Consider the following 20,722-nt stretch of genomic DNA (forward strand, 5'->3'; position numbering starts at 1 on the left):
GCTACTGGAACACCAAGAGGTACCAGCCGAAACTGAAAGGGCTGAGCCCGGAACAATTCCGGACCCAGTCCGTGGACGCCGCTTGAGACCCCTATTAAGCCGTCCAGCTTTTGGGGTCTAGTTCAATATCCGGCCCTTCTTGCTGAACAGACTCGTGGGGCTAGTTCTGAGAAATAGCACCGTTCGGGCATGCGTCCACGCAGATTCCGCACTCGGTGCAGCCGGCAGGCCGACTCAGGACGGCCGTATCCTCGAGATCGTAACAGCTGTTCGGGCACTCATCGACGCAGATACCGCAAGCTGTGCACACTTCCTTGTCAACTACGGGCACTGACATTGTCCATCCTCTCCAAAGCAAACAAGTGATTCACGCCGGTTATCGCATGCTAGCGCTCTGCGCCCTGCATGGGCAAGTTTCCCGCTCTCCGTCGCCCGCCAGCCGGATCGCGCTCAAGCACGAACGGCGCCCGCTGACCTGGCTATTTCAGCGATTTCTTCAGGCGTCCACATACAGAAGGGATAGGTCCTGTCTGTGAGAATATCGGCAGCTGCGCGCTGCGATTCAAGCGACGCCAACCCCGCTTCGTACGCCTCGCGCACAGGCGAAAGCAGGGCTCCCAACTCTGCGGTGACCTCCCGAATTCGCAGTCCCAAAGCCTTCTTGTCTGCGCCGGGTGCCGAGATGAGCGAGAGCAGGCCGGCCTTCTCGGCGGCAAGCGCATGCGCCGCAGAGCGCTGTTCAGCCGAGTCGAACACGATCTCGCCGAGAAGAGCGTCAGGGTTGTGAACGAGCCGATTCAACCGCTCCCGCGCCGCAGAGAGTTCCTCATCCGCGATCCGGTGAGCACCAACCGGCAACCGCAGAGTCAGCGAGGCGACCACGAAACCCAGAGGTTCGACACCGTAGTAGCGCCGACACACGCCGTCGGTGACCACATCATATCGGCCGCCACCCACGCCATGGATGAAGATATCTGCACAGAACACTCGAGCGAACAGGGTCAGCGCCAGCGCCTTCGGAACGATCACCATCCCCGCCTGCCGCAACACTCCGACGGCGGAAGGGCCGTCGGATGGCAACTCGGCGGCAAGCTGGCCGTCGGATGTCCGCAAAGCGACGCACCCACCCGCACACGGCTCAGCCCACAGGCCTGTTCTAATCCCGTTTGAGATCAGCCAGAGCGGAAGCTCATAGCGACCATCAGCGAATGCGAGATCCGGGAAGGGCTGAGCCCCCGTTCGCACCTTGTTCGCCGCACGGTACTCACCGAGTTCGGAGTTATGCGCATTCGCAAATCGCTCTGCGGACAGTGCGAGATCCACCACGAACGTCGCAAACGCCTCCGTGCGGGCCAAGCTGGTCAACGGCAGTTCGCGATAGTCGTTCCCTGCAGCCGCCTCGTAGCGACGGCGCGCAATTGTGACGAGTTCGGCAAGATTATGCGAATCGGCTACCGATTGGCGCAAGAGTTCGCAGAAGTGACCGACATTGCGCCGCACCTTCGTCGCGGGGAGATCTGCAACCATCGCTTCGACCGCCGAGCAGAACTCACCCAGAGCTTGTTCACTCGGCACCGGCGCACAAGCGAAATAGGAACCGGGCGTCCCGATAGCAAGGTCGACTTTGCAGCGATGTACTTCCGGAGTGAAACACGGTGCGCTTATGCCTACAGACTCGAATCCGTCCGAATCGACAACGACATCGATAGCCGTTGCGCCCATATCCTCGGCCAGACGCTGCAGAAGGAAGGCCTTGATCCACACGCCGGGATGGTAGATCTCCGGCTGGTGCCCGGCCATGACGATAGGGGCCTCGGGATCGCCCGAGCCGCCCAGAACCACTCCAAGTCTGACGGAGAGATCGGCACCGGCTGCGACCGCTTCCTCGCGAGCCAGCTTTCGCATCGATTGGGCATCCCGACCGGCGATCGTGAACTGCCACTGTGAAGCTGCAGCGCGATTTGCCGAGGCAAGCGCGGCCCAATCGCTATACGGCGGAACCGCGATGAGTTCGTCGTCCCCTGTCGGCAGAGCCGGTTTCGGACGCGTCATCAGCCTATACCAGATCCGTAATGGATCGAAGACAGATCGGCTCAAGTGCGAAGAACGGCTCCCCATATCGAACGCGCGCCATCGCACCCCATGCGGCGGCCTGCTGCTCGACGAACTCGAGCATCCCGTTGTTCGCGGGGTTCTCGGCAAATTGCGATTCGTATGCCCCGAGCGCTGCGATCTTGTCCGACAGGTGCTCGGAGACGTCGACGATGAATGACGGTTCGGCGACAAGACGCATGTGCACAGCCATATACCGGTAGACACGCTCGGGAAAGTACGGCTCGCCCGACATCTTGGTCTTGGTGAGCTTCGCGTAGAAACGTGCCGCCAGTGCGATCTGAGAAGCCGCAAGATGGTCAGGATGCGCGTCCTGAGGAAACGGCACAAACAGCGTCTGTGGCCGCAACTCCCTGATCACCTCGGCCAACTCCATGCGGGCTTCTACAGTATCGAAGAGATAGCGGTTGCTTTGCGTCAAGGTCCGTCGGGTCGCGCCGAGAACCCGTGCGGCCTCCGATGCCTCCGCTGCTCGCCTCTCAGGGGTGCCGTGCGGGGTAGGTTCACCGTTGGTCAGATCGACCAATCCGACACGCATCCCTTGGCCCACCATCTTGGCAACCGTAGCGCCCATGCCAATCTCGACGTCGTCAGGATGGGCACCAATGCACAGTACATCGCACAGCGATTCGGTCGTCATCGCTCATCCTCTTCCAAAGCTTGGCTCCACACTGCCATATAGTAAGCCAGCCGGCGTTCGGGATCATCCAGGAGTTCGCCGAAGGAACGGTCCTGCCCACAATAGATGCGCTCCACCGAAATCTCGCGCACGCTCAGACCGCAACGCCACGCCTTAGCCCACAACTCAAGCGGCATTGCGTATCCGCTTTCGCGCAGCCGAATACACTCGATCGCATGGAGTCGGTACGCCTTGAAACCGCAGAATGCGTCTGTCAGCCCCCAGCCGGTGACACGATTGATCTCACTCGTGACCGTGGCATTGATGCTGCGCCTGTCGTTTGGCGCCACTCCAACCGACGCAGAACCCGGTAGGTACCGGCTACCTGAAATGATGTCTCCGCCGCTGGCCAGAGCGTCAAGGAACTGCGGTATGTGCGCAGGCTCATGCTGGCCATCGCAATCCATGGTGATCAGATGCGACACACCCATGTCCGCTGCCAAGCCAAATCCGACCTTCAGAGCGCAGCCATACCCGCAATTGCGGTCGAGGTGCACCGTCGTGATGTCACTGCGGGCAGCCAGCACGCGTGGAGTCTCATCCGTCGACCCGTCGTCTACAACTATGATTTCTCCCCTGAAATACCGCCGAACCGCATCTAAGACGGTGGCGACTGTCGGGGCTTCGTTATAGACGGGCATCAACACTGCGTCGGGCAAGTGGGTATCCTCTTTTTCGTCGGCAAGTCAGTGACAATACCTGTCATGCCCGGACACGGCAAGCCGCAAACGGTGCGTCGCCCCAGTCCTTAGGCCTCAATCCGGTAACTGGTCATGATCTCGACTTGAGGCCCAAACATCCCACGAACCGAGCAATACTTGTCGTGCGAAAGCTCGATGGCCCGCTCAACCGACTTTGGTTTCACGTCGGAACCCTTCACGACGTAGACGAGCTCGATCCTCGTGTAAATCTTTGGGAACTCGTCCTCACGTTGGGTGGCCTCTACCTCCATCTCCAAGCCGGTGAAGGGCTCACGCTTCTTCTCCAGTACCGAAACGACATCCATCGCCGTGCAACCAGCCAGAGCATAGAGCACGAGTTCAATGGGGCGGGGACCGGTGCTCTCGCCTCCATATTCGGGTGTGGCGTCCAGGACGATCCCGTGGCCGGCGCTGTCCCACGCCGAGAACTGCCTATTGGCGGACCAACGAACCCTAACCTTATCCAACGCCATGATTACCTCCAAAACAGTAGTGGCGAGCCACAACTGCGGCCCGCCACATGAGTTCGCGGCCTTGCTCCTAGAGCTTGCGACCCACCATGGCTGCCAGTTCTTTGGGATTGCGAGCCTTGCTGATCGCCTCCTGGAATGTGATCTTCCCTGCAGTCAGCAGGTTCTTCAGGCTCTGATCGAGCGTCTGCATTCCTTGAGAACCGCCACCTTGGATGATTGTCTCCATTTGGTGCGTTTTTCCCTCACGGATCAGATTCTGGATCGCCGGAACGCCGAGCATGATCTCCATCGCCATGACTCGTGTCTTGCCGTCGGTACACGGCAGAAGGGTCTGCGACAGCACACCTTCAAGGCACGTCGAGAGCTGCATCCTTACCTGCGCCTGCTGATGAGGCGGGAATACATCAATGATGCGGTCGATTGTCTCAGGGCCACCGGTCGTGTGCAGAGTCGCGAAGACGAGGTGTCCCGTTTCTGCCGCCGTCAACGCCGCAGAAATCGTCTCCAGATCGCGCATTTCGCCGACGAGGATGACATCCGGGTCTTGACGCAACACTCGTTTGAGCGCAGATGCGAACGAAAGAGTGTCCTCGCCCACCTCACGCTGATTGACAAAGCACCTCTTGTTGCGATGCATGAACTCGATCGGGTCCTCCATGGTTACGATGTGCAGGGCCTTTGTCGTGTTCACGTGATCGATCATGGCGGCAAGCGTCGTCGACTTGCCCGAGCCAGTCGGGCCCGTCACGAGTACGAGGCCCCGGGGACGGTCGGCCAAGAATCGGCACACCGGAGGCAGACCGAGTTGTTCCAGCGTCGGGATATCGATCGGGATCGCACGGAAGACCGCGCCCATCGAATTACGCTGCTGAAAGACATTGGCCCTGAAACGGGAGACCCCCGGAATGCTGTAGGCGAAGTCCAGTTCGAGTTCGGTCTCGAACCGTTTGCGCTGCTCTTCAGACAGCAGTCCGAGAATCATCTCCGTCGTGTCTCGGGGAGTCAGCGGATTCATATTCTCGATGCGGATGAGTTCACCCCGCTGGCGAATGCCGGGAGGGCTACCTGCGGTGATGTGCAGGTCGGAACCACCTCTGTCAAGCATAATATGCAAGAGATCGTCGATGTGGGGAAGCCCGGATGTGCGCCCATCAGTTTGCGGCGCAGCAGTCCCCCGAGAGCCGACAGCAGTGCTCATTGGCACGTCACCTTCACTCCCCGTGGTACGAGGCACGGCACGTAGGGATTCGTCTTCGCAGAGAGCTATGGAGGGCTTGTAGCCCGCAAGAACCGCGATCCTCTCGGCGATCGGTTCCACAGAGCCGACCGAGGACAGTTCGTCAACCGCACCTGCTCGGTGCGCTCTCGCCGATGACTCCACTCCCGTCTCCGGATTGATGATCACAACGGGAACGTCGCGCGTGGCCGCGTCCGACTTCACCCGCTCGGCGAAGGCGAAACCGTCCATGCCGGGCAGCTTCGCCTCGACTACCAACACATCCGGCACGTTCTGCTCGAGAATGCCAAAGGCCCGCGGCGCCGAAATGGCACTGGTCACTTCGAGGCCGGGCGCCCTTTCGAGCAGAGCCGTCTTCACGCTCAACACGAAACGGGCGTCATCATGGACTATCAGCGCCGTCTTGGACACGAACATCATCTCCTCTTGGGGTCGAAGAGCGAGCAATCCACCCATCTCACCCATCCCCCGTCGGCCTATCAAGACAATGTATCGGCTATGCGCGCTCGATTCTAAACACAATTTTGAGCACTACTTCGGGTAGGATGTTTGGAAACCGCCCCCAACTCGGCCAAACAGAGAGTCGGAGACAACTTGATTCGTGTCAATATTGAAAGTCTTGCATACGGTGGTGACTCCATCGCACGCTTGGAAGATGGCCGGACTGCGTTCGTCCGAGGAGGTTGCCCCGGCGACACCGTCCTCGCCACGATCGTCGAAGATCGCGATCGTTTCGTTCGAGCGCAGGTCGACGAAATTGTCGTTGCCTCGCCTGATCGTGTCGAACCCCCATGCCCCTACTTCGGGATCTGCGGTGGCTGCAACTGGCAGCATGTTTCCTATTCAGCACAGCTTGCCGCCAAGCGCAGAATCATCGTCGACGCCTTCCAGCGAATAGGCCGCTTCGCCAATGCCGAGGAATTCGTCGCCGAGACCGTTCCCTCGGCGACAGAATACGGATACCGCAACAAGATCGAACTCGTCACCGGAAGGTCGGGTGGCCGACTACAGCTCGGTTATCACAAGGCCGGCTCAGACGAGATAGTGGAGATCGAGTCGTGCCTGCTGCTGCCTCGCAAGCAGCAGACAGCCCCCAAAGCACTTGCAGGCGCGCTCCGTTATCTGTCCGGCAGGCAGGAACTCGGCATACAGAGAGTCGCCCTCAGGGTGGCCGCGAACACGCAGGACGTCGAGATCGCCCTGTGGACCGTCCCGGGCCCGTTCCCCCGAAGGCCAGCCGGAACCACGCTTGGACAGGCTCTCAACACCTCAAGCATTGTACGAGTGCTCACCAAAGGCCCGTCCAACGAACGCAGAGTCTCCGGAGTCGAGGTACTGGCCGGCAACGGCTTCTGGAGAGAGCGTCTCCTCGGCCGCATGATGACCATCTCGGCGCCAAGCTTCTTCCAAGTGAACACCCAATCCGCCGAGTCCCTGATTCGGGTGGCATTGGCAGGCTTGGCACCCGATGGCTCCGACCGCGCTCTCGACCTCTACGCGGGCGCAGGGACGTTCACGGCACCTCTGGCCGATGCCGCAGGTGAAGTCATCGCTGTGGAATCGTCATCCAGCGCCATACGCGATCTTCGCCGCAACCTCGATACCCTTCGCCTTGACGCCGATGTGATCGGCGGCGATGCCGCTCGCGAACTCCCGGACATCGGCTACACCGACGTCGCCCTTGTCGACCCCCCGCGCGCCGGTCTGCACCCTGAGGTCCTGTCTGCGCTCACCGAGACGGGCGCGAGAGCGATCGCGTACGTGTCCTGCGATCCATCCACACTCGCACGTGATGCGGCCGCACTCGCTGAGCACGGTTACGCCGTTGCATCGGTTACGCCCGTCGACATGTTCCCTCAGACTTACCACGTGGAAGCCGTCGCACTATTCACACGCGCATAGTTCAGGGCCGGCTCCTCGAAGCCGACCCTGAACTTATCTCATCAGCAACAATGCGAAAGTAGCCTCTGGCTATACGATCTTCCCGACCTCAGGAAAATCTGTGATGTACACGTCGTGAGGCGCCATCGCATGATCCTCGGTCAGATCGGCTCCCGCAGAATGCATGTCGCCGTGCGAGCCCTCATCCCACATGGCGCTTTCGGAGACGTCGTAGACAATCCCTTCATAAGCGACATATGCGGGCCTGCCGTCTTTGCCATCGAAATCTGCAAGGTCATCGAGCGTGAACTCTTTCATCTATTCCTCCCTGGAGTCCTAGAACGTTGTATTCGTATCTCTCCAGTTGTCGGACACGCATAACAGGCCGCGGCACGCATTTCTCAAGACAACTACGTGTCGTTGCGAACGAAGTCGATAAACTTCGGCACCAGATACGGAATCAGCTGCGGCAGGTACGTCGGCATGAGCGCATCCATCGTCTTAGGCAGCAAGTCAGGCATGAGCGCTTCCATATCCTCCGGCATCGGTCCAATGAATTCCTGGACTGCGGCGATCAGATCGGGCATCACCTTACCGAGTATCCCGGGTGCCAACATCGGGAACAACGCAGGCATCATCTTCTCCATCAAGGAAAGTCCGCCTGGCACGTGCTTCATTGCAAGCATCATCGGTTTCATGCCTGCAGGCATCGAGTCCAGCATCTGCGGGAAGACCCTCGTCATCAGCTGGGCCATTTCCTTGGGCGCCATCAACCTGATGAACTTGTCGAAGAAACTCCACATGTAGGTCGCATTGGATGAACTGGATGCGATGTCATAACCCGCCGCCTGCGCCACGATCCGCGCAAGATCGTCAACCTTCAGATCCAGCCCGCGCTTGTCGACGCTGTCCCGAAGCTGGACTTGGCAGCACGGACATGCGGCGATAACGGTGTCGGCACCGGCATCGATCGCCTCCTGGAGCCGGTCGCCGCCGATGATGGGAGCCACATCGATTTCACCGATGAGAGTCATAACCGACCCACAGCACTTGCCGTCTTCACGGTTGTGTTCCATCTCGACGTAATCGACACCCGGAATAGCGGCAAGCATCGTCCTTGGAGGTTCGTAGATGCCCTGAGCACGCCCGAGATGGCAGGAGTCGTGGAAGGTGAGGGTACCCGGAACGGCATTCTTCAACTCGAGACGGCCATCCGCAACAGCTTCAGCAACGAGCTCGGAGTAGTGCTTCACTTCGAAGTCATACTCATCGCCGCGCTCCGCGGCCAAGTTTGCATAGAACTCCTTCCAAACAAGCCCGCACGCAGGACACGATGTGACAATCGTCTTTGCACCGCGCTTCTTGGCCTCGCCGGTGTTGTGGCGGTATATCTCCTCAAACAGGTCCCATTTGCCGGCCATTTTCATCGGAATGCCACAGCACGCCTCGTCGGTACCCATGTACGCGATGTCGTATCCCGAGTCTGTGAGCAGTCGTATCGACGCCTCGGCGATGTCCTTCTCAACGAAGCTTGCGGTACAACCTGCGAAGTAGAGGATCGGTCCCTTGTCTTTCAGCTTGGGCTTCATGTCCTCAGGAACCCAGTCGGCACGGTGCTCGGCCTTTCCGGCCCAGATATCGCGCTCTCCCCGTAACGAAGCAGCCATCATTTCGAAGGGCGGGAACGTTCCCCTCTTCTCCTCGTTGATGAGCTTGCCACGCAGTTCCATCCAGTTGTGCTCGATCGGCAACTGCACCTGGCAGCGCGTGTTGCAGACCTCGCACGTGGTGCACACCAGAATCGTGTCGATCGCCTTTCGATCCCACTTCTGCCGACCCTCGATCACCTCACGGATGAACGCGTACTTGCCGCGCGGTGACTGTGACTCCCAGCCTCGGCTTGAATACTGATCGCATGTTGAGACGCAGTAGCCGCACCGCGCGCACGCATACGCCATGAACGCCACATCACCGGGTATTCCGTTCATCTCCTTCGCGAGATCACCGGGACCGGCGGGGGCCTTCGCGGCGTTCGCGATCGGCCGTATGATCGGCTCCAATGCACTCGCTGCGCCCATCAGCACATCAAGTGCGCCAAACCCAAACACCTTGCCTGGGTTCATGAGATTGCGCGGATCGATCTTCCGCTTGTAGTCGCGCAGTGCGCGAACCTTCTTCTCTCCCAAGACGTCTTCGGCCTCAAACCGGAAGTACAGGCCTGTTGAGTACGCCGACCCTCCGTGGGCCTTTGCGATCCGGATGACCGACAAGGACAGCGCGAAGGCCATGTTGAAGTTGAATGTCCGCTCGTCATGCGGGATGAAGCCGAGAAGGACGACGTGGTCACCTTTCGCAACCATGCCTTCCAGTACGAACGGTTGCTTGATCTTGTCGGCGATCTCTCCGAGCACGGCAGAGAGCTGGTCGACCGGCACGACGACTTCGGTCGGGATGATCGATGGTCCGATGCGCTTGAGTCGCATGGGAGCGAAGCGCTGGTCCCATTCATGCTCGGCGATTGCAGTGTCAAGTTCGGTGCCGCCCACAGTTGCCACGATCGCATGCAGCGCTGCATCGATCGCCGAGTGCCGAGACACAGGATACGCGACCAGGAGCAAATAGGTCTCAGGAAGCTCCGGCTCGAAGAGCTGATGCTGCAACTCGTATGGATGCCCGTGACGATGCGGCAGCCGCTTCTTGAGGCGAGACGACTCCGGATTCAGGAAGGTGATCGACCAGATCGGAACGTTCTTCGCCGAGATCTGCGCGACCCCTCGTGCAAGCGAGTCCGCGTCAGGAAACGCTATCAGGCGATGAACCTCGTCCTCAAGCGGCCTGACCTTGAAGGTGACCTCGGTGATGATCCCGGTGATACCCTCGGCATCAGCGATGTAGTCCAACAACTCCCCGCCTGCGAACTCCTTGACTTCGCCACTAGGCAGCACGACTCTCGCACTCACGACGTTGTCCTTGAAAGCTCCGTACTCATAGCTCCCAAAGCCGCTACCACCCTGCGCAAGCCATCCAGCGACAGAGGAACTTGAGTGGGAAGACGGGTAGAGCCTCAGCGCGAGCCCGCGCTTGGCGATCTCGGCTTCGACCCGTTCCCAGATTGCGCCTGCCTGCACTCGAACGGTAGACGCGGAAACGTCGACCTCGAGTACCTGCTGCATGCTCGCCAAGGAGACGACGATTGCGCCTCTCCGGGGAAGTGCGCCGCCATAGCCGCTCGTGGACCAGCCACGGGGAGTCAGCTGCCACCCCTCGTTCACCGCAGCTTGTGCCAACTTCACGATCTGCGTTTCGTCCTTCGGCCGCACAACAGCGCCGGCGATTCCGGCCGGGACGAGGGGTTTGACCAACCTCGGCATGGCCCCTATGTCGAATGAATACATAGACCGCTCGCGCAGGTCAGTTCGGACTCGCTTGTCGCCGAAGATCGATTTCAACGACTCCTCAACGCGCTTGGGCACTGCTGCCATCCCTGTCGCTTCCTCTCGTCTATTCTGATCCGACCGGCCGCAGCTGCGAACACGATCGAAACGCACACTGCTCCATAGCAAACATTATACCCCTATGGGTATTTCTGATGTCAACGAGATTCTCCTTTGCCAAACCTCTGGAGCCCCACCGAAGATGTCACAAAGGAACGTTCCCAATATCGCTGTTCCACAGAACGCGGTAGGCGGCATCGGCCGGCATGCTAGTATTCGACGGTATTCGCTCTCCTCGCCCGAAAGGCAGTGGCCGTGTTATCCGGCATTCTCTTTGATCTCGACAGTACGTTGCTCGATATCCAACTCGAGCCATTCCTTCGCAACTACTTCGCGGCCCTGACGCCGGCCCTCGCAGAGATTCTCCACGACGAGGCAGAATCCCGAAAAGGACTCGACGCCCTCATGGTGTCGACCCAAGCCATGATGCAGGCACATCCCGGCCGCACGAACCGACAGATCTTCAACGAGTCCTTTGCGAAGATCACGGGCGCAGATCTCTCCCTCGATCACCACGCAGAGATATTGGGTCGGTTCTATGCGGAAGCATTCCCGAGGCTTCAAGGGACAATCGGCCCCCATGCAGGCGCCCGGAACGTCGTCGAAACCGCTCTCGCCCTTGGGCTGAAGGTCGCCGTCGCGACCAATCCCATCTTTCCCCGCGCCGCGGTTCTGGAACGTCTGAGGTGGGCAGGGCTGGAACACGTCGCGTTTCACGCGATAACGTCCTACGAGTCACTGCATTCGACCAAGCCTCAAGCCGACTACTTCATCGAGACAGCCGACATGCTGGGCGTCGACCCGGCGCACTGCATCATGGTCGGCGACGATCCGTTGTTGGACATGCCAGCAGCCGATGTCGGAATGAAGACGTACTACGTCGGCCAGCCGCCTCTTCCCGCAGCAACTTGGCACGGAACCCTGAACGACCTGGCCGCTATCCTCCCGCAGCTGATGGAGCACCATGACTGACAGCGCAGAACAGCAAATCCTCGTCATCGGCGTGGGAAACCCATTGATGCTTGACGACGGCCTTGGCCCGCGAGTAATCGAGTTGCTGCGAGCCGGCTACGAGTTTCCGGAGAATGTCGAGGTCCTCGACGCCGGGACGATGGGCTTCATGATCCTGAATCTCATCCATTCAGCCGATCAGCTGATCGTGGTCGATGCGATCAAGGACACCAACCTGCCGCCCGGCACCGTTCTTCGCCTGACTCCTGAGCAGATGGCGACCAATCACGTACGCCATTCGGGTCACGATATCAAGCTGATCGACGTGCTTCAGGCAGCGACGATGATGGGCGGTGCGCCGGAGACGATCGCCATCGGCGTCCAAATCGAGAAGATAAGTGATTTCGTCCTCGAACTGACTCCCATGGTCGAGGCGGCGGTTCCCATCGCCGCAGCTGCCGTCATCGATGAGTTGCGTCGACTCGGCGTCGAGCCAAAGCCCAGCGCAGGCGCCCCCGACGTGGCAGCTCGCATCATCGAAGCCATGCGCACGTATCGGCCGATGCCCGATGCAACCAAGGAAAGATAGACGCCGCGCTTAGCCCTTCTCGATTTCTTTTCGGATCGTCGTGGCGATCCCTGATGCATCGAGGCCAACGCGAGCAAAGAGGTCCTTGGCGGTGCCCGAAGACTGGTAGCCGTCTACGCCGAGCTTCACCAAGCGCGTTGGGCTTCCATGAGCGGCGAGCCACTCTGCAACGGATGCCCCAAGGCCTGAATGGATGCTGTGGTCCTCGACAGTGAAGAGCAACGGGGCTGCAGCGGCGTAGTCGAGCGCGGGGTCGTCCAAATCCAGCGGGCACGCAACGATTCCGACCTCGACTTCGATGCCTTCCTCGCGCAGAAAGTCCGCCGCCGCGACGGCCGCACCAGCCAGCGTGCCCATCGCCAGCACAACGGCGTCGTTTCCTTCCCGCGCCCAGACGATCTCGCCGAGAGCAAACTCATAGCCCTCACCGAAGAGCGGCAGGCCACTCTCGGCCAGCACCGTCGGAAGCTTGCTTCGCCCCATGGCCACGACCACGTTACCGGGCAGCCCCACTGCGGCTCTGACGGCACGGTCCGTTTGATTGGGATCGGCCGGAACGATGACCGTCCAGCCGAACATGGTGCGAAACGCTCCGACATAGTCCAGACACTGATGAGTCCTGCCGTCCTCGCCCACGTCCAACCCACAGTGCGTCACCACGAGTTTGAGTCCCGTGGCGTTGATATCATTCAGGCGCTGCTGGTTGTAGACCTCGTCAATTCCAAACACCCCAAAATCGCTCCAGAGCGCCAGCACACCCGGCACGATCGACAGTGCTCCTGCAACCGTCGCGGCGTTGTGCTCGCCCACACCGCACTCGATGAAGCCGGTGGGGCGGATCTTGGCGAAGCCGTCAGTCTTCACGGATCCGGCCAGATCGCAATCGAGCACTGCGATAGGCAGATCGGGGTTAGCCGATGCGAGGTCTGTGAGAGCCGCCCCCCACGCGGAGCGGTTGTCGGTAGACACCGCCGGACCGTAGGTTCGCGGCGTGCCCGGATCGACGGCGACGGTCTGCGGCGCATGGGGGGACGCCGCGACCGAGCAGGGCTTCGCACGACGCTCTCGTGCCGTCTCAAGCTCGCCGGTGTCCAAGCCGAGCTCAGCCATCGCACGGCCGTACTCCTCGGGAGTCAGACCGCGGCCATGATACTCGGGGTCGTCCTCCATGAACGACACGCCTTTGCCGATCAGGGTGCGGGCAAAAACCGCTGTGGGCACACCGTCATCAATGCCGTCTGCGATCGCCGCGTGAAGAGCGCTCAGATCGTGCCCGTCGCACTGGATCACACGCCAGCCGTCGGCCTCCCAGTCGGCAACAATCGGCACCGGCATCACCGTGTCGGTGTGTCCCGAGATCTGCACGCGATTCCAGTCGACCACCACCGTCAGTGCGCCGAGTCGCTCTTTGACCGCAAGCCGCCGTGCCTCGGCCACTTGGCCCTTGTGCTGCTCGGCGTCGCTCATCAGCACGAACGTGTGCCAGTCGGCGCCTTTGAGACGTGCGCCCAGAGCGAAACCCACACCCGCCGAGAGACCCTGCCCGAGGTTACCGCTCGACCACTCCACGCCCGGTACCGACCGCTCAACGTGGCCTTCGAAGATGCTGCCCGCCTGACGGAAATGCGCCGTGAACTCCTCGGCCGGAAAGAAGCCGGCGGCTGCCAGTGCAGAGTACACGCCGGGCGAAGTGTGGCCATGAGAGACCACGATGCAGTCGCGGTCAGCCCAGCTCGGGTCGGCAGGACGCAGGCGCGCCAAGGAATACAGCAGCGTGTATATCTCCATTGAGGAAAAAGAACCGCCGGGATGCCCCGACGCAGCCAGCGTCGTCGCCGTGAGCACGTGGCCGCGCGAAAGGAGAGCCCGGCGCGAAAGCTCGGCCAGCACCTCATCGGACAGTGGAGATGCGAATCCTGATTCATGCATAAGATCCCCAATACGCGAAAGTGCTATTGATTCGAGACAAGCCTGCCTTGCTCCCCTCTTCAGGGTACACTTGAGTGCGATCATATTCGATTATCCCCGAGGAGGCGGCCAACGTGCGTGCGCTACTCGAAACAGCCGAAATCGCGGCTCGGGCCGGTGGACGTGTCCTCGAGACATCGCGCGGCGAGCTTGGTGCCGTACGCTCGAAAGCGTGGGCGCATGACTTCGTGACAGACGTCGACGTCGCCTCCGGCGTGGCTGTCGTTCGCGCGATTCAGGAGCGGATCACCGACGCACGATTTGTGATCGAGGAGGACGAGGTACACGGCTTGGCAGGCGTCAAGCGCGGGAGACTCGACGACACCGAGGTCTGGGTCATCGATCCGCTCGACGGAACCACTTCCTTCGTTCACGGATACCCCACGTACTCCGTCTCCGTCGCGGTATTGCGCGACGGACAGCCTGTTGCCGGCGCCGTGTACAACGCCGCTGCCGGCGAAATGAACTCGGCCGCACTCGGACTGGGTGCCCGGCGTGACGGTGCGGCAATCCATGCATCAGATACGGCCAGCGTGCAGGAATCGCTTCTCATCACCGGCTTTCCCTACGACCGAGGCGCAGCGCTCGACCGGCAACTCGCCGTTCTCGGCGCGTTCTTGCGCGCACCTGTGCACGGAATCCGCCGCGATGGCTCGGCTGCCGTCGACTGCTGCCATGTGGCCGGGGGACGTGCAGACGGCTTCTGGGAGTACACACTAAGGGCTTGGGACATGGCCGCCGGTGTGGTCATTCTGCGCGAAGCGGGTGCGACTGTCAGCGACGTCTCAGGCAACCCGTGGACTGCCGAAAGCGACAGCATCTGTACGGCCTCGCCCGAACTTCACGCGCGCATGCTCGAAGTGATCGCAAGCGCATCGCTCTGAAGCCAACGGCCACTCGACTAGGCGAAGTCGATGCCCAGATCGGCAAGCACCTTGGCGGCTGCCCGCTCGCCGGACTCGATGCAGTTCGGTATCCCGACCCCACGATAGCCGCCTCCGGCAAGCGCGAGTCCAGGAATCGCCGAGGCGCGCTCCTCGATAAGAGCCACACGGTTCAGGTGGCCGATCGTGTACTGCGGCATCCCGCCATTCCAGCGGAAAACACGAGAGAATATCGGCTTTGCTGCGGGTTTGACTCCAAGCAGTGACCGAAACTCCGACAGGACCGTCTGGACGAGTTGCTCGTCGCTCTCCTCCATGATGACCTGGTTGTGAGGCCCGCCGACGAACCCGCGCAGCAGAACCCACCCTTTCGGTGCACGTCCCGGCCACTTGGTCGATGAGTACGTCGCCGCCATGAGCGCCCTCTCTTCGACAAGCGGGCATAAGACGCCGAACGCGTTCAGATCGATCCCGATCTCATCTTCGCGAAAGGCCACCGAGACGGTCGCCGAGGAGCTCGTGGGGATCTGCGCAAGCGCACCAGCGAGCCGGGCGTCGAACTCGCGCACAAGATCTTCCGCCGCCCACACCTCGGTGGCGATGATCACGGCGTCTGCAGTCTCCATGCTGCCGTCGGATAGCATAGCGGTCCACACACCGTTGGCATCCCGAGCAAGCCCCGTGACCTTTACGCCCATGCGGATGCGCCCGCGACCGGCTTCATCGGTGAGGGCATCGGTGAACTGCTGCATGCCTTCGTTGAAGGACATGAAGAACGTCTTGGGTTTCGCACCAGGCACCGGCGGGTGTTCTCGGCGCATCTGCTCGGCTGTTTTGCGCTGCGCCAAGAAGCCGCGGATCATGCAGCCGTACTTCTGCTCCATCTCCAGCAAGCTCGGAAACGTAGCGGCGAGAGACATGACCGCTGGATCCGATGCGTGCACACCGCCTACGATCGGCTCAGCGAGCCGGTCGAGGATCTCTTTGCCCATACGGCGGTGGATGAAATGTTCCAGCGTTTCGTCGTTGAGTTCACCGATAGGAACGGCCTTCCTAGGAATGAAGAGATCCATTCCGGCACGCAGTTTTCCGCGCCAAGAGAAGAGGCCTGTGGTGGCGAAAGGCCAGAACTTGGTGGGAGCGAACTGCATCACGCCATCCGGCATGGAGTAGAGACGGCCGCGCTTGACGATAAGAGTCTTCTTGCGGGAATCGTCTGTGGGAAGCTCTTCGTCAAAGACGCCGATCTCACGCGCGAGGCGGTGTACGGCAGGCTTACTCGAAAGGAACGTGTCCGAGCCGCCGTCGACAATGAACGTTCCGGCGGCGGTCTCAACCTTCTCAGTGACGATTTTGCCGCCGATTCGGTGATCCTTCTCAAGGACGATGAACTCCAAATCGCACCCCGCCTCGACGGCTCGACGCATCTTCAGCGCCGCGCCCAGCCCTGCGGCACCTGCGCCAATCACGATTACTCTCTTCATGAGCGGCTACACCTTTCTTGAAGCAGAACCTCGATTTGCCTCGCCATCGCCAGCGTGACGCGCGGGTCGTCGTTGGGCACTGCGCATCGTGCGAACTTCAGCCCCAGGTCTCTCGCCTTGTTCGCGACGACGATATCGAGATCGAACAGCGTCTCCATGTGGTCGGTAAGAAAGCCAATCGGGCAGACAATGACACCGTCCATAGTGCCGTCCGCCGACGCTGCCTCCATCACTGCATCCAAGCTAGGCGCAAGCCACTCCCCGGGGCGCTGGCCCTTCGACTGGTACGCGACCAGCCAAGGAACTGCTCCCAGCTTCTCGGCAACCGCCTCTGCGGTGCCGCGCAGCCCGGCGATATAGGGATCGGGTTCGGCGAGGTCTGCAACCGGCAGGCTATGCGCCGAGAAGACGATCAGTACCCGGTCGGCGGGCCCGAACGACATCAGAGTCGAGCGAGCCTCGTTTGCGAAGAACTCAGCGAACTCGCGTGTCGCCGAGACGAGCGGCGCCTCGACCACTGCGATCCCGCACTCACGCGCGGCCTCACCCAGTGCATGCCGATACGCACCAGAAGCCGCCCGAGACTCGAACGGAGACAGCGACACGGCGATTACGCGGTCACACCCCGCTACGCTGAGTTCGGCGACAGCCTCGCCGATGAAAGGATGCCAGTACGCCATCCCCACGCGAACCAGCATGTCGTGTCCGCTTTCACGCAACGTCCGCTCGAGCGCAGAGGCGATTTGTCGCGCGATTCCGGCGAGGGGCGACGCTCCGCCGATGGCTGCATAGTTCGCGGTAACACGCTTCACCAGCTCCGGCGAAGGCTTTCTGCCGGTAAGGTTTCGCATGAACGGCGCAATCGCATCGAGACAGTCAGGACCGCCGAAACCCATAAGCACAACACCCGTACGAGGCATCAGGAACGCTCCGCGCCTGTCCGAATGCGTTGAGAGTGCTCATGCACCAGCTGGACGAACGTCCTGGCCTTCTCGGGATCGCTGGTCTTGTGGATACCGTGGCCGAGATTGAAGATGTGACCCGGTCGGGTGCCAACGGCATCAAGGATCTCGACAACCATCCCCTCCAGCGCCATGTCCGAAGCGAAGAGTGCCACCGGGTCGATGTTGCCCTGAATGGCGAACTTCGGATCAATCACTTCGACCGCGCGGGCCATATCAAGCCGCCAGTCAACACCCAAGACGTCACCGCCCGCACGCTGCACGAGATCCAGCATGGAAGTGGCACCGTTTGCGAAGTGAATGAACGGAACGCTCTCCACGCGATCCGCGTTATACGCGGAGACCTCGGCTATTACTCGCTGCGTGTGCGGCAGCACGAATCGATCGTAGTCGCGCGGCGCAAGATAGCCTACCCAACTGTCGAACAGCTGGACCGCCTGTGCGCCGGCATCGATCTGAGCCTGGAGGTAGGCGATCACCGTGTCCGAGATCTTGGTCATCAGCTGATCCCATGCGTGCGGCTCATTCCACATGAACGCCTTGCAGCGCTCGTATTCACGGCTGCTGCCGCCTTCGATCATGTAGCTTGCAAGCGTAAATGGCGCACCCGAGAATCCGATGAGTGGAACTTTGTCCACGAGTTCACGTCGCACTATCCGTATGGTATCCATCACAAAGCCGGTGTCCTCGACGGGATCGGCGACGTGCAGCTTGTCGACATCCGCCGGCGTGCGGACAGGATTGTGGATCACAGGGCCGTCGCCTTGGACAAACTCAAGATCCAGACCCATTCCCGGAAACGGTAGCAATATGTCTGCGAAAAGGATTGCCGCATCCACGCCGACAAGATCTACGGGCTGGAGGGTAACCTCGGCGGCAAGCTCGGGCGTGCGACACATCTCCAGAAAACCGTGCTTGGACCTGATAGCGCGATACTCCGCGAGATACCGGCCTGCTTGCCTCATCATCCACACGGGTGTGCGCTCCGTACTCTCGCAACGCGCTGCCCGCAGGAAGAGATCGCTGTATGCCATGGTGGATGTCCTTTTCACGAGTCTGATGCGCCCATAGTAAGGACGATCGCCAAGGGGGGATTTTACCACTTCGCGGGAATAGGTCCCGGCCGATTATCCATCGGACCGGGACCTATCTGTCATTGACTTTCTTTGCAGGCGCCGTTTCGCTACGAGATGTCCGGTGCTCCCTCGATGATCTTCTTGACCACGCTCGGATCCGCAAGTGTAGACACGTCGCCAAATGTGGAGATGTCACGCTCCCCGGCGGCTATCTTGCGCAAGATGCGACGCATGATCTTACCTGAACGCGTCTTGGGCAGGTCTGGAACGATCTGGATGTGGTCGGGGGTAGCGATCGGCCCGATCTCCTTGCGGACGTGCCCACGCAGGATCGATGCAATATCCCCATCCACTACGCCCTCGCCCTTCAGGATCACATAGGCGTAAATGCCCTCGCCCTTGATGTCATGAGGGAATCCGACAACTGCAGCCTCTGCAACCGCAAGATGGGAAACCAGCGCCGACTCAACCTCTGCCGTGCCCATGCGGTGCCCCGAGACGTTCACAACATCGTCCACGCGGCCGAGCAACCAATAGTAGCCGTCTTCGTCCATCCGGCAACCGTCACCGGTGAAGTAGTAGCCCGGAAACGCGGAGAAATACACGTCCTTCATTCGCGTGTTCTCTGGGTCGCCCCATGTCCCGCGGAGCATACCGGGCCACGGGAACTTGATGCATAGACGACCCCCTTCACCCACCGGAGTCTCAGTCCTATCCTCGTTGAGGATGATCGGCTGGATGCCAAAGAACGGCTTGGTTGCCGAGCCCGGCTTCATCGGAGTCGCACCGGGCATGTTCGCGATCATGTGACCGCCGGTCTCGGTCTGCCACCACGTGTCGACGATCGGAACCCGCTCCCGGCCGATGTTCCGGTAGTACCACATCCAAGCCTCGGGGTTGATCGGTTCACCGACGGTTCCTAAGACGCGCAACGTGGACAGGTCATACTTCGCCGGCCAATCGTCCCCGGACTTCATGAGAGCTCGGATCGCGGTTGGCGCAGTGTAGAACTGGTTCACGCCGTGCTTGTCGATGATTTCCCAGAACCGACCGGGATTCGGATAGCTGGGGATTCCTTCGAACATCAGCGACGTCGCCCCGATGCACATCGGGCCGTAGACCACGTAGCTGTGGCCGGTGATCCAGCCACAGTCCGCCGTGCAGAAGAAGACGTCATCATCGTGATAGTCGAAGAAATACTTGAATGTCGAAGCGGCGTGGACCAGGTAACCGCCAGTCGTGTGGAGAACGCCCTTCGGAGTACCCGTCGAGCCGGACGTGTAGAGGATGAACAAGGGATCTTCGGCGTCCATCCATTCGATGTCGCAGTGGCGGCTGATATCGGCAGCCCGGACCTCCTCGTGGTACCAGAAGTCACGACCTGGCTCCATGTCGACGCGCGTCTGAGCGCGCGAAACGACGATCACCGATTCAATGGTAGGAGTCTCGTTGAGCGCCTCGTCAGCCATGGCCTTGAGAGGCACCGTGCGGCCTCCACGAAAGCCCTCATCGGCGGTGATCAGCATCTTCGCGCCACAATCTTGGATGCGGTCGCGCAGGGAGTTCGATGAGAAGCCTGCGAACACGATGCTGTGAATCGCCCCGATGCGGGCACAGGCGAGCATCGCAATCGCAATCTCCGGGATCATCGGCAGGTAGATCGCCACACGATCGCCCTTGCTGACGCCATGCTTCTTGAGAACGTTGGCAAATTTGCAGACCTTGAAGTAGAGCGACTGGTATGTATATATCCTAGAACGTCCCTCGTCGGACTCCCAAATGAGCGCAGCCTTGTTGCGGCGCCCGTCGGTAAGGTGGCGATCGAGGCAGTTGTACGCGACGTTGGTCTTGCCGCCTTTGAACCACTCGACTCGAGGAGTCTCGAACTCCCACTCGAGGACTTTGTCCCACGGCTTCTCCCAGTGAAGAAGGTCAGCGGCCATGTCGGCCCAGAAGCCCTCAGGATCCGCAACCGATCGTTCATAGATCTGCTGATACTGCTCCATGGAACTGATCCACGCGTTGTCCTTGACCCATTGTGCCGGTTCAATCACGCGCGTTTCATGCATCATTGAATCGTATGACGTCGACTCGCTGGTCATCTCGACCTCCTTGTCCTTTGTAATCGTCCGGGACAAGAGAGAACACCCCTGCCCTGGTAGACAAACGACCCGCTTAGGGTCGCAACTCATACTAGCGAGCCTGAGCGGAGGGCCAGATGCGAAGTCAGG

At 60.6% G+C, this 20,722-nt stretch carries 18 protein-coding genes; 5 read left to right on the forward strand and 13 right to left on the reverse strand.

All coding sequences use genetic code 11. The features are described from left to right. The coding region (locus tag HGA39_04085; protein NTW28527.1) for an IS3 family transposase at positions 1–86 on the forward strand (86 nt) is incomplete at its 5' end. Positions 87–160: 74 nt separating this feature from the next. Here HGA39_04085 and HGA39_04090 read toward each other — a convergent pair. The 6 genes from HGA39_04090 to HGA39_04115 all read right to left on the reverse strand — a co-directional run bounded on the left by HGA39_04090 (position 161) and on the right by HGA39_04115 (position 5,658). Then, a complete protein-coding gene (locus HGA39_04090; GenBank protein NTW28528.1) occupies positions 161–331 on the reverse strand; it encodes a 4Fe-4S binding protein in 171 nt (56 codons plus the stop codon). Between the two features lie 119 nt (positions 332–450). Beyond that, positions 451–2,052, reverse strand: coding sequence for a hypothetical protein (locus HGA39_04095; GenBank protein NTW28529.1), 1,602 nt, complete (start codon positions 2,050–2,052; stop codon positions 451–453). Between the two features lie 4 nt (positions 2,053–2,056). Then, positions 2,057–2,752: a bacillithiol biosynthesis deacetylase BshB1 gene (gene bshB1, locus HGA39_04100; protein NTW28530.1), complete on the reverse strand. Its 696-nt coding sequence runs from the start codon at positions 2,750–2,752 to the stop codon at positions 2,057–2,059. Then, on the reverse strand, positions 2,749–3,450 hold the full coding sequence (locus HGA39_04105; protein NTW28531.1) for a glycosyltransferase family 2 protein: 702 nt from the start codon (positions 3,448–3,450) through the stop codon (positions 2,749–2,751). Before HGA39_04105 ends, bshB1 begins: the two co-directional genes overlap by 4 nt. Positions 3,451–3,539: 89 nt before the next feature. Continuing rightward, positions 3,540–3,965, reverse strand: coding sequence for an OsmC family protein (locus tag HGA39_04110; GenBank protein ID NTW28532.1), 426 nt, complete (start codon positions 3,963–3,965; stop codon positions 3,540–3,542). 67 nt (positions 3,966–4,032) lie between these two features. Then, positions 4,033–5,658 carry a PilT/PilU family type 4a pilus ATPase gene (locus HGA39_04115; protein ID NTW28533.1) on the reverse strand — a complete coding sequence of 542 codons (1,626 nt, stop codon included), beginning with the start codon at positions 5,656–5,658 and terminating at the stop codon, positions 4,033–4,035. Between the two features lie 138 nt (positions 5,659–5,796). Here HGA39_04115 and rlmD point away from each other — a divergent pair, with 138 nt between their 5' ends. Then, the gene (gene rlmD / locus HGA39_04120) at positions 5,797–7,104 is read left to right on the forward strand and encodes a 23S rRNA (uracil(1939)-C(5))-methyltransferase RlmD (GenBank protein ID NTW28534.1); all 1,308 of its coding nucleotides are present in this window, start codon (positions 5,797–5,799) and stop codon (positions 7,102–7,104) included. Between the two features lie 69 nt (positions 7,105–7,173). Here rlmD and HGA39_04125 read toward each other — a convergent pair whose 3' ends face one another. Both HGA39_04125 and HGA39_04130 read right to left on the reverse strand, forming a co-directional pair. Then, positions 7,174–7,401, reverse strand: a complete 228-nt coding sequence (locus HGA39_04125) for a cytochrome B5 (GenBank protein ID NTW28535.1) — start codon at positions 7,399–7,401, stop codon at positions 7,174–7,176. A gap of 92 nt (positions 7,402–7,493) precedes the next feature. Continuing rightward, positions 7,494–10,565, reverse strand: a complete 3,072-nt coding sequence (locus tag HGA39_04130) for an FAD-binding oxidoreductase (GenBank protein NTW28536.1) — start codon at positions 10,563–10,565, stop codon at positions 7,494–7,496. 267 nt (positions 10,566–10,832) lie between these two features. On the opposite strand from HGA39_04130, the gene HGA39_04135 reads away from it, so the two are divergent. Then, positions 10,833–11,549 carry an HAD family hydrolase gene (locus HGA39_04135; protein ID NTW28537.1) on the forward strand — a complete coding sequence of 239 codons (717 nt, stop codon included), beginning with the start codon at positions 10,833–10,835 and terminating at the stop codon, positions 11,547–11,549. After that, the gene (locus tag HGA39_04140) at positions 11,542–12,117 is read left to right on the forward strand and encodes a hydrogenase maturation protease (protein ID NTW28538.1); all 576 of its coding nucleotides are present in this window, start codon (positions 11,542–11,544) and stop codon (positions 12,115–12,117) included. The genes HGA39_04135 and HGA39_04140 overlap by 8 nt, the downstream gene beginning before the upstream one ends. A 9-nt stretch (positions 12,118–12,126) precedes the next feature. Here the strand turns inward: HGA39_04140 and HGA39_04145 are convergent, their stop codons facing one another. After that, the gene (locus HGA39_04145) at positions 12,127–14,046 is read right to left on the reverse strand and encodes a transketolase (protein NTW28539.1); all 1,920 of its coding nucleotides are present in this window, start codon (positions 14,044–14,046) and stop codon (positions 12,127–12,129) included. A gap of 113 nt (positions 14,047–14,159) precedes the next feature. Between HGA39_04145 and HGA39_04150 the strand changes: the two genes are divergently transcribed. Next, positions 14,160–14,969, forward strand: a complete 810-nt coding sequence (locus HGA39_04150; GenBank protein ID NTW28540.1) for an inositol monophosphatase — start codon at positions 14,160–14,162, stop codon at positions 14,967–14,969. A 17-nt stretch (positions 14,970–14,986) separates the two neighbouring features. Here the strand turns inward: HGA39_04150 and hemG are convergent, their stop codons facing one another. The 4 genes from hemG to acs form a co-directional block, all read right to left on the reverse strand. Continuing rightward, on the reverse strand, positions 14,987–16,453 hold the full coding sequence (hemG, locus tag HGA39_04155) for a protoporphyrinogen oxidase (protein NTW28541.1): 1,467 nt from the start codon (positions 16,451–16,453) through the stop codon (positions 14,987–14,989). Then, on the reverse strand, positions 16,450–17,373 hold the full coding sequence (gene hemH, locus HGA39_04160) for a ferrochelatase (protein NTW28542.1): 924 nt from the start codon (positions 17,371–17,373) through the stop codon (positions 16,450–16,452). Before hemH ends, hemG begins: the two co-directional genes overlap by 4 nt. Further along, positions 17,373–18,449 (reverse strand): uroporphyrinogen decarboxylase, encoded by a 1,077-nt coding sequence (hemE, locus tag HGA39_04165; GenBank protein ID NTW28543.1) that lies wholly within the window; start codon positions 18,447–18,449, stop codon positions 17,373–17,375. The genes hemH and hemE overlap by 1 nt, the downstream gene beginning before the upstream one ends. Before the next feature lie 149 nt (positions 18,450–18,598). Further along, positions 18,599–20,593 (reverse strand): acetate--CoA ligase, encoded by a 1,995-nt coding sequence (gene acs, locus HGA39_04170; protein ID NTW28544.1) that lies wholly within the window; start codon positions 20,591–20,593, stop codon positions 18,599–18,601. Positions 20,594–20,722: the final 129 nt, after the last annotated feature.

It is taken from the genome of Coriobacteriia bacterium (genome assembly GCA_013336165.1).
Classification (GTDB): Bacteria; Actinomycetota; Coriobacteriia; order Anaerosomatales; family JAAXUF01; genus JAAXUF01.

Bases quoted from the DNA above. Each gene is read 5' to 3' on its own strand.
- HGA39_04095 (NTW28529.1), bottom strand. From the start codon at position 2,052: ATGACGCGTCCGAAACCGGCTCTGCCGACAGGGGACGACGAACTCATC.
- bshB1 (NTW28530.1), bottom strand. From the start codon at position 2,752: ATGACGACCGAATCGCTGTGCGATGTACTGTGCATTGGTGCCCATCCT.
- HGA39_04110 (NTW28532.1), bottom strand. From the start codon at position 3,965: ATGGCGTTGGATAAGGTTAGGGTTCGTTGGTCCGCCAATAGGCAGTTC.
- HGA39_04115 (NTW28533.1), bottom strand. From the start codon at position 5,658: ATGGGTGGATTGCTCGCTCTTCGACCCCAAGAGGAGATGATGTTCGTG.
- HGA39_04125 (NTW28535.1), bottom strand. From the start codon at position 7,401: ATGAAAGAGTTCACGCTCGATGACCTTGCAGATTTCGATGGCAAAGAC.
- HGA39_04130 (NTW28536.1), bottom strand. From the start codon at position 10,565: ATGGCAGCAGTGCCCAAGCGCGTTGAGGAGTCGTTGAAATCGATCTTC.
- HGA39_04140 (NTW28538.1), top strand. From the start codon at position 11,542: ATGACTGACAGCGCAGAACAGCAAATCCTCGTCATCGGCGTGGGAAAC.
- HGA39_04145 (NTW28539.1), bottom strand. From the start codon at position 14,046: ATGCATGAATCAGGATTCGCATCTCCACTGTCCGATGAGGTGCTGGCC.
- hemG (NTW28541.1), bottom strand. From the start codon at position 16,453: ATGAAGAGAGTAATCGTGATTGGCGCAGGTGCCGCAGGGCTGGGCGCG.
- hemH (NTW28542.1), bottom strand. From the start codon at position 17,373: ATGCCTCGTACGGGTGTTGTGCTTATGGGTTTCGGCGGTCCTGACTGT.
- hemE (NTW28543.1), bottom strand. From the start codon at position 18,449: ATGGCATACAGCGATCTCTTCCTGCGGGCAGCGCGTTGCGAGAGTACG.
- acs (NTW28544.1), bottom strand. From the start codon at position 20,593: ATGACCAGCGAGTCGACGTCATACGATTCAATGATGCATGAAACGCGC.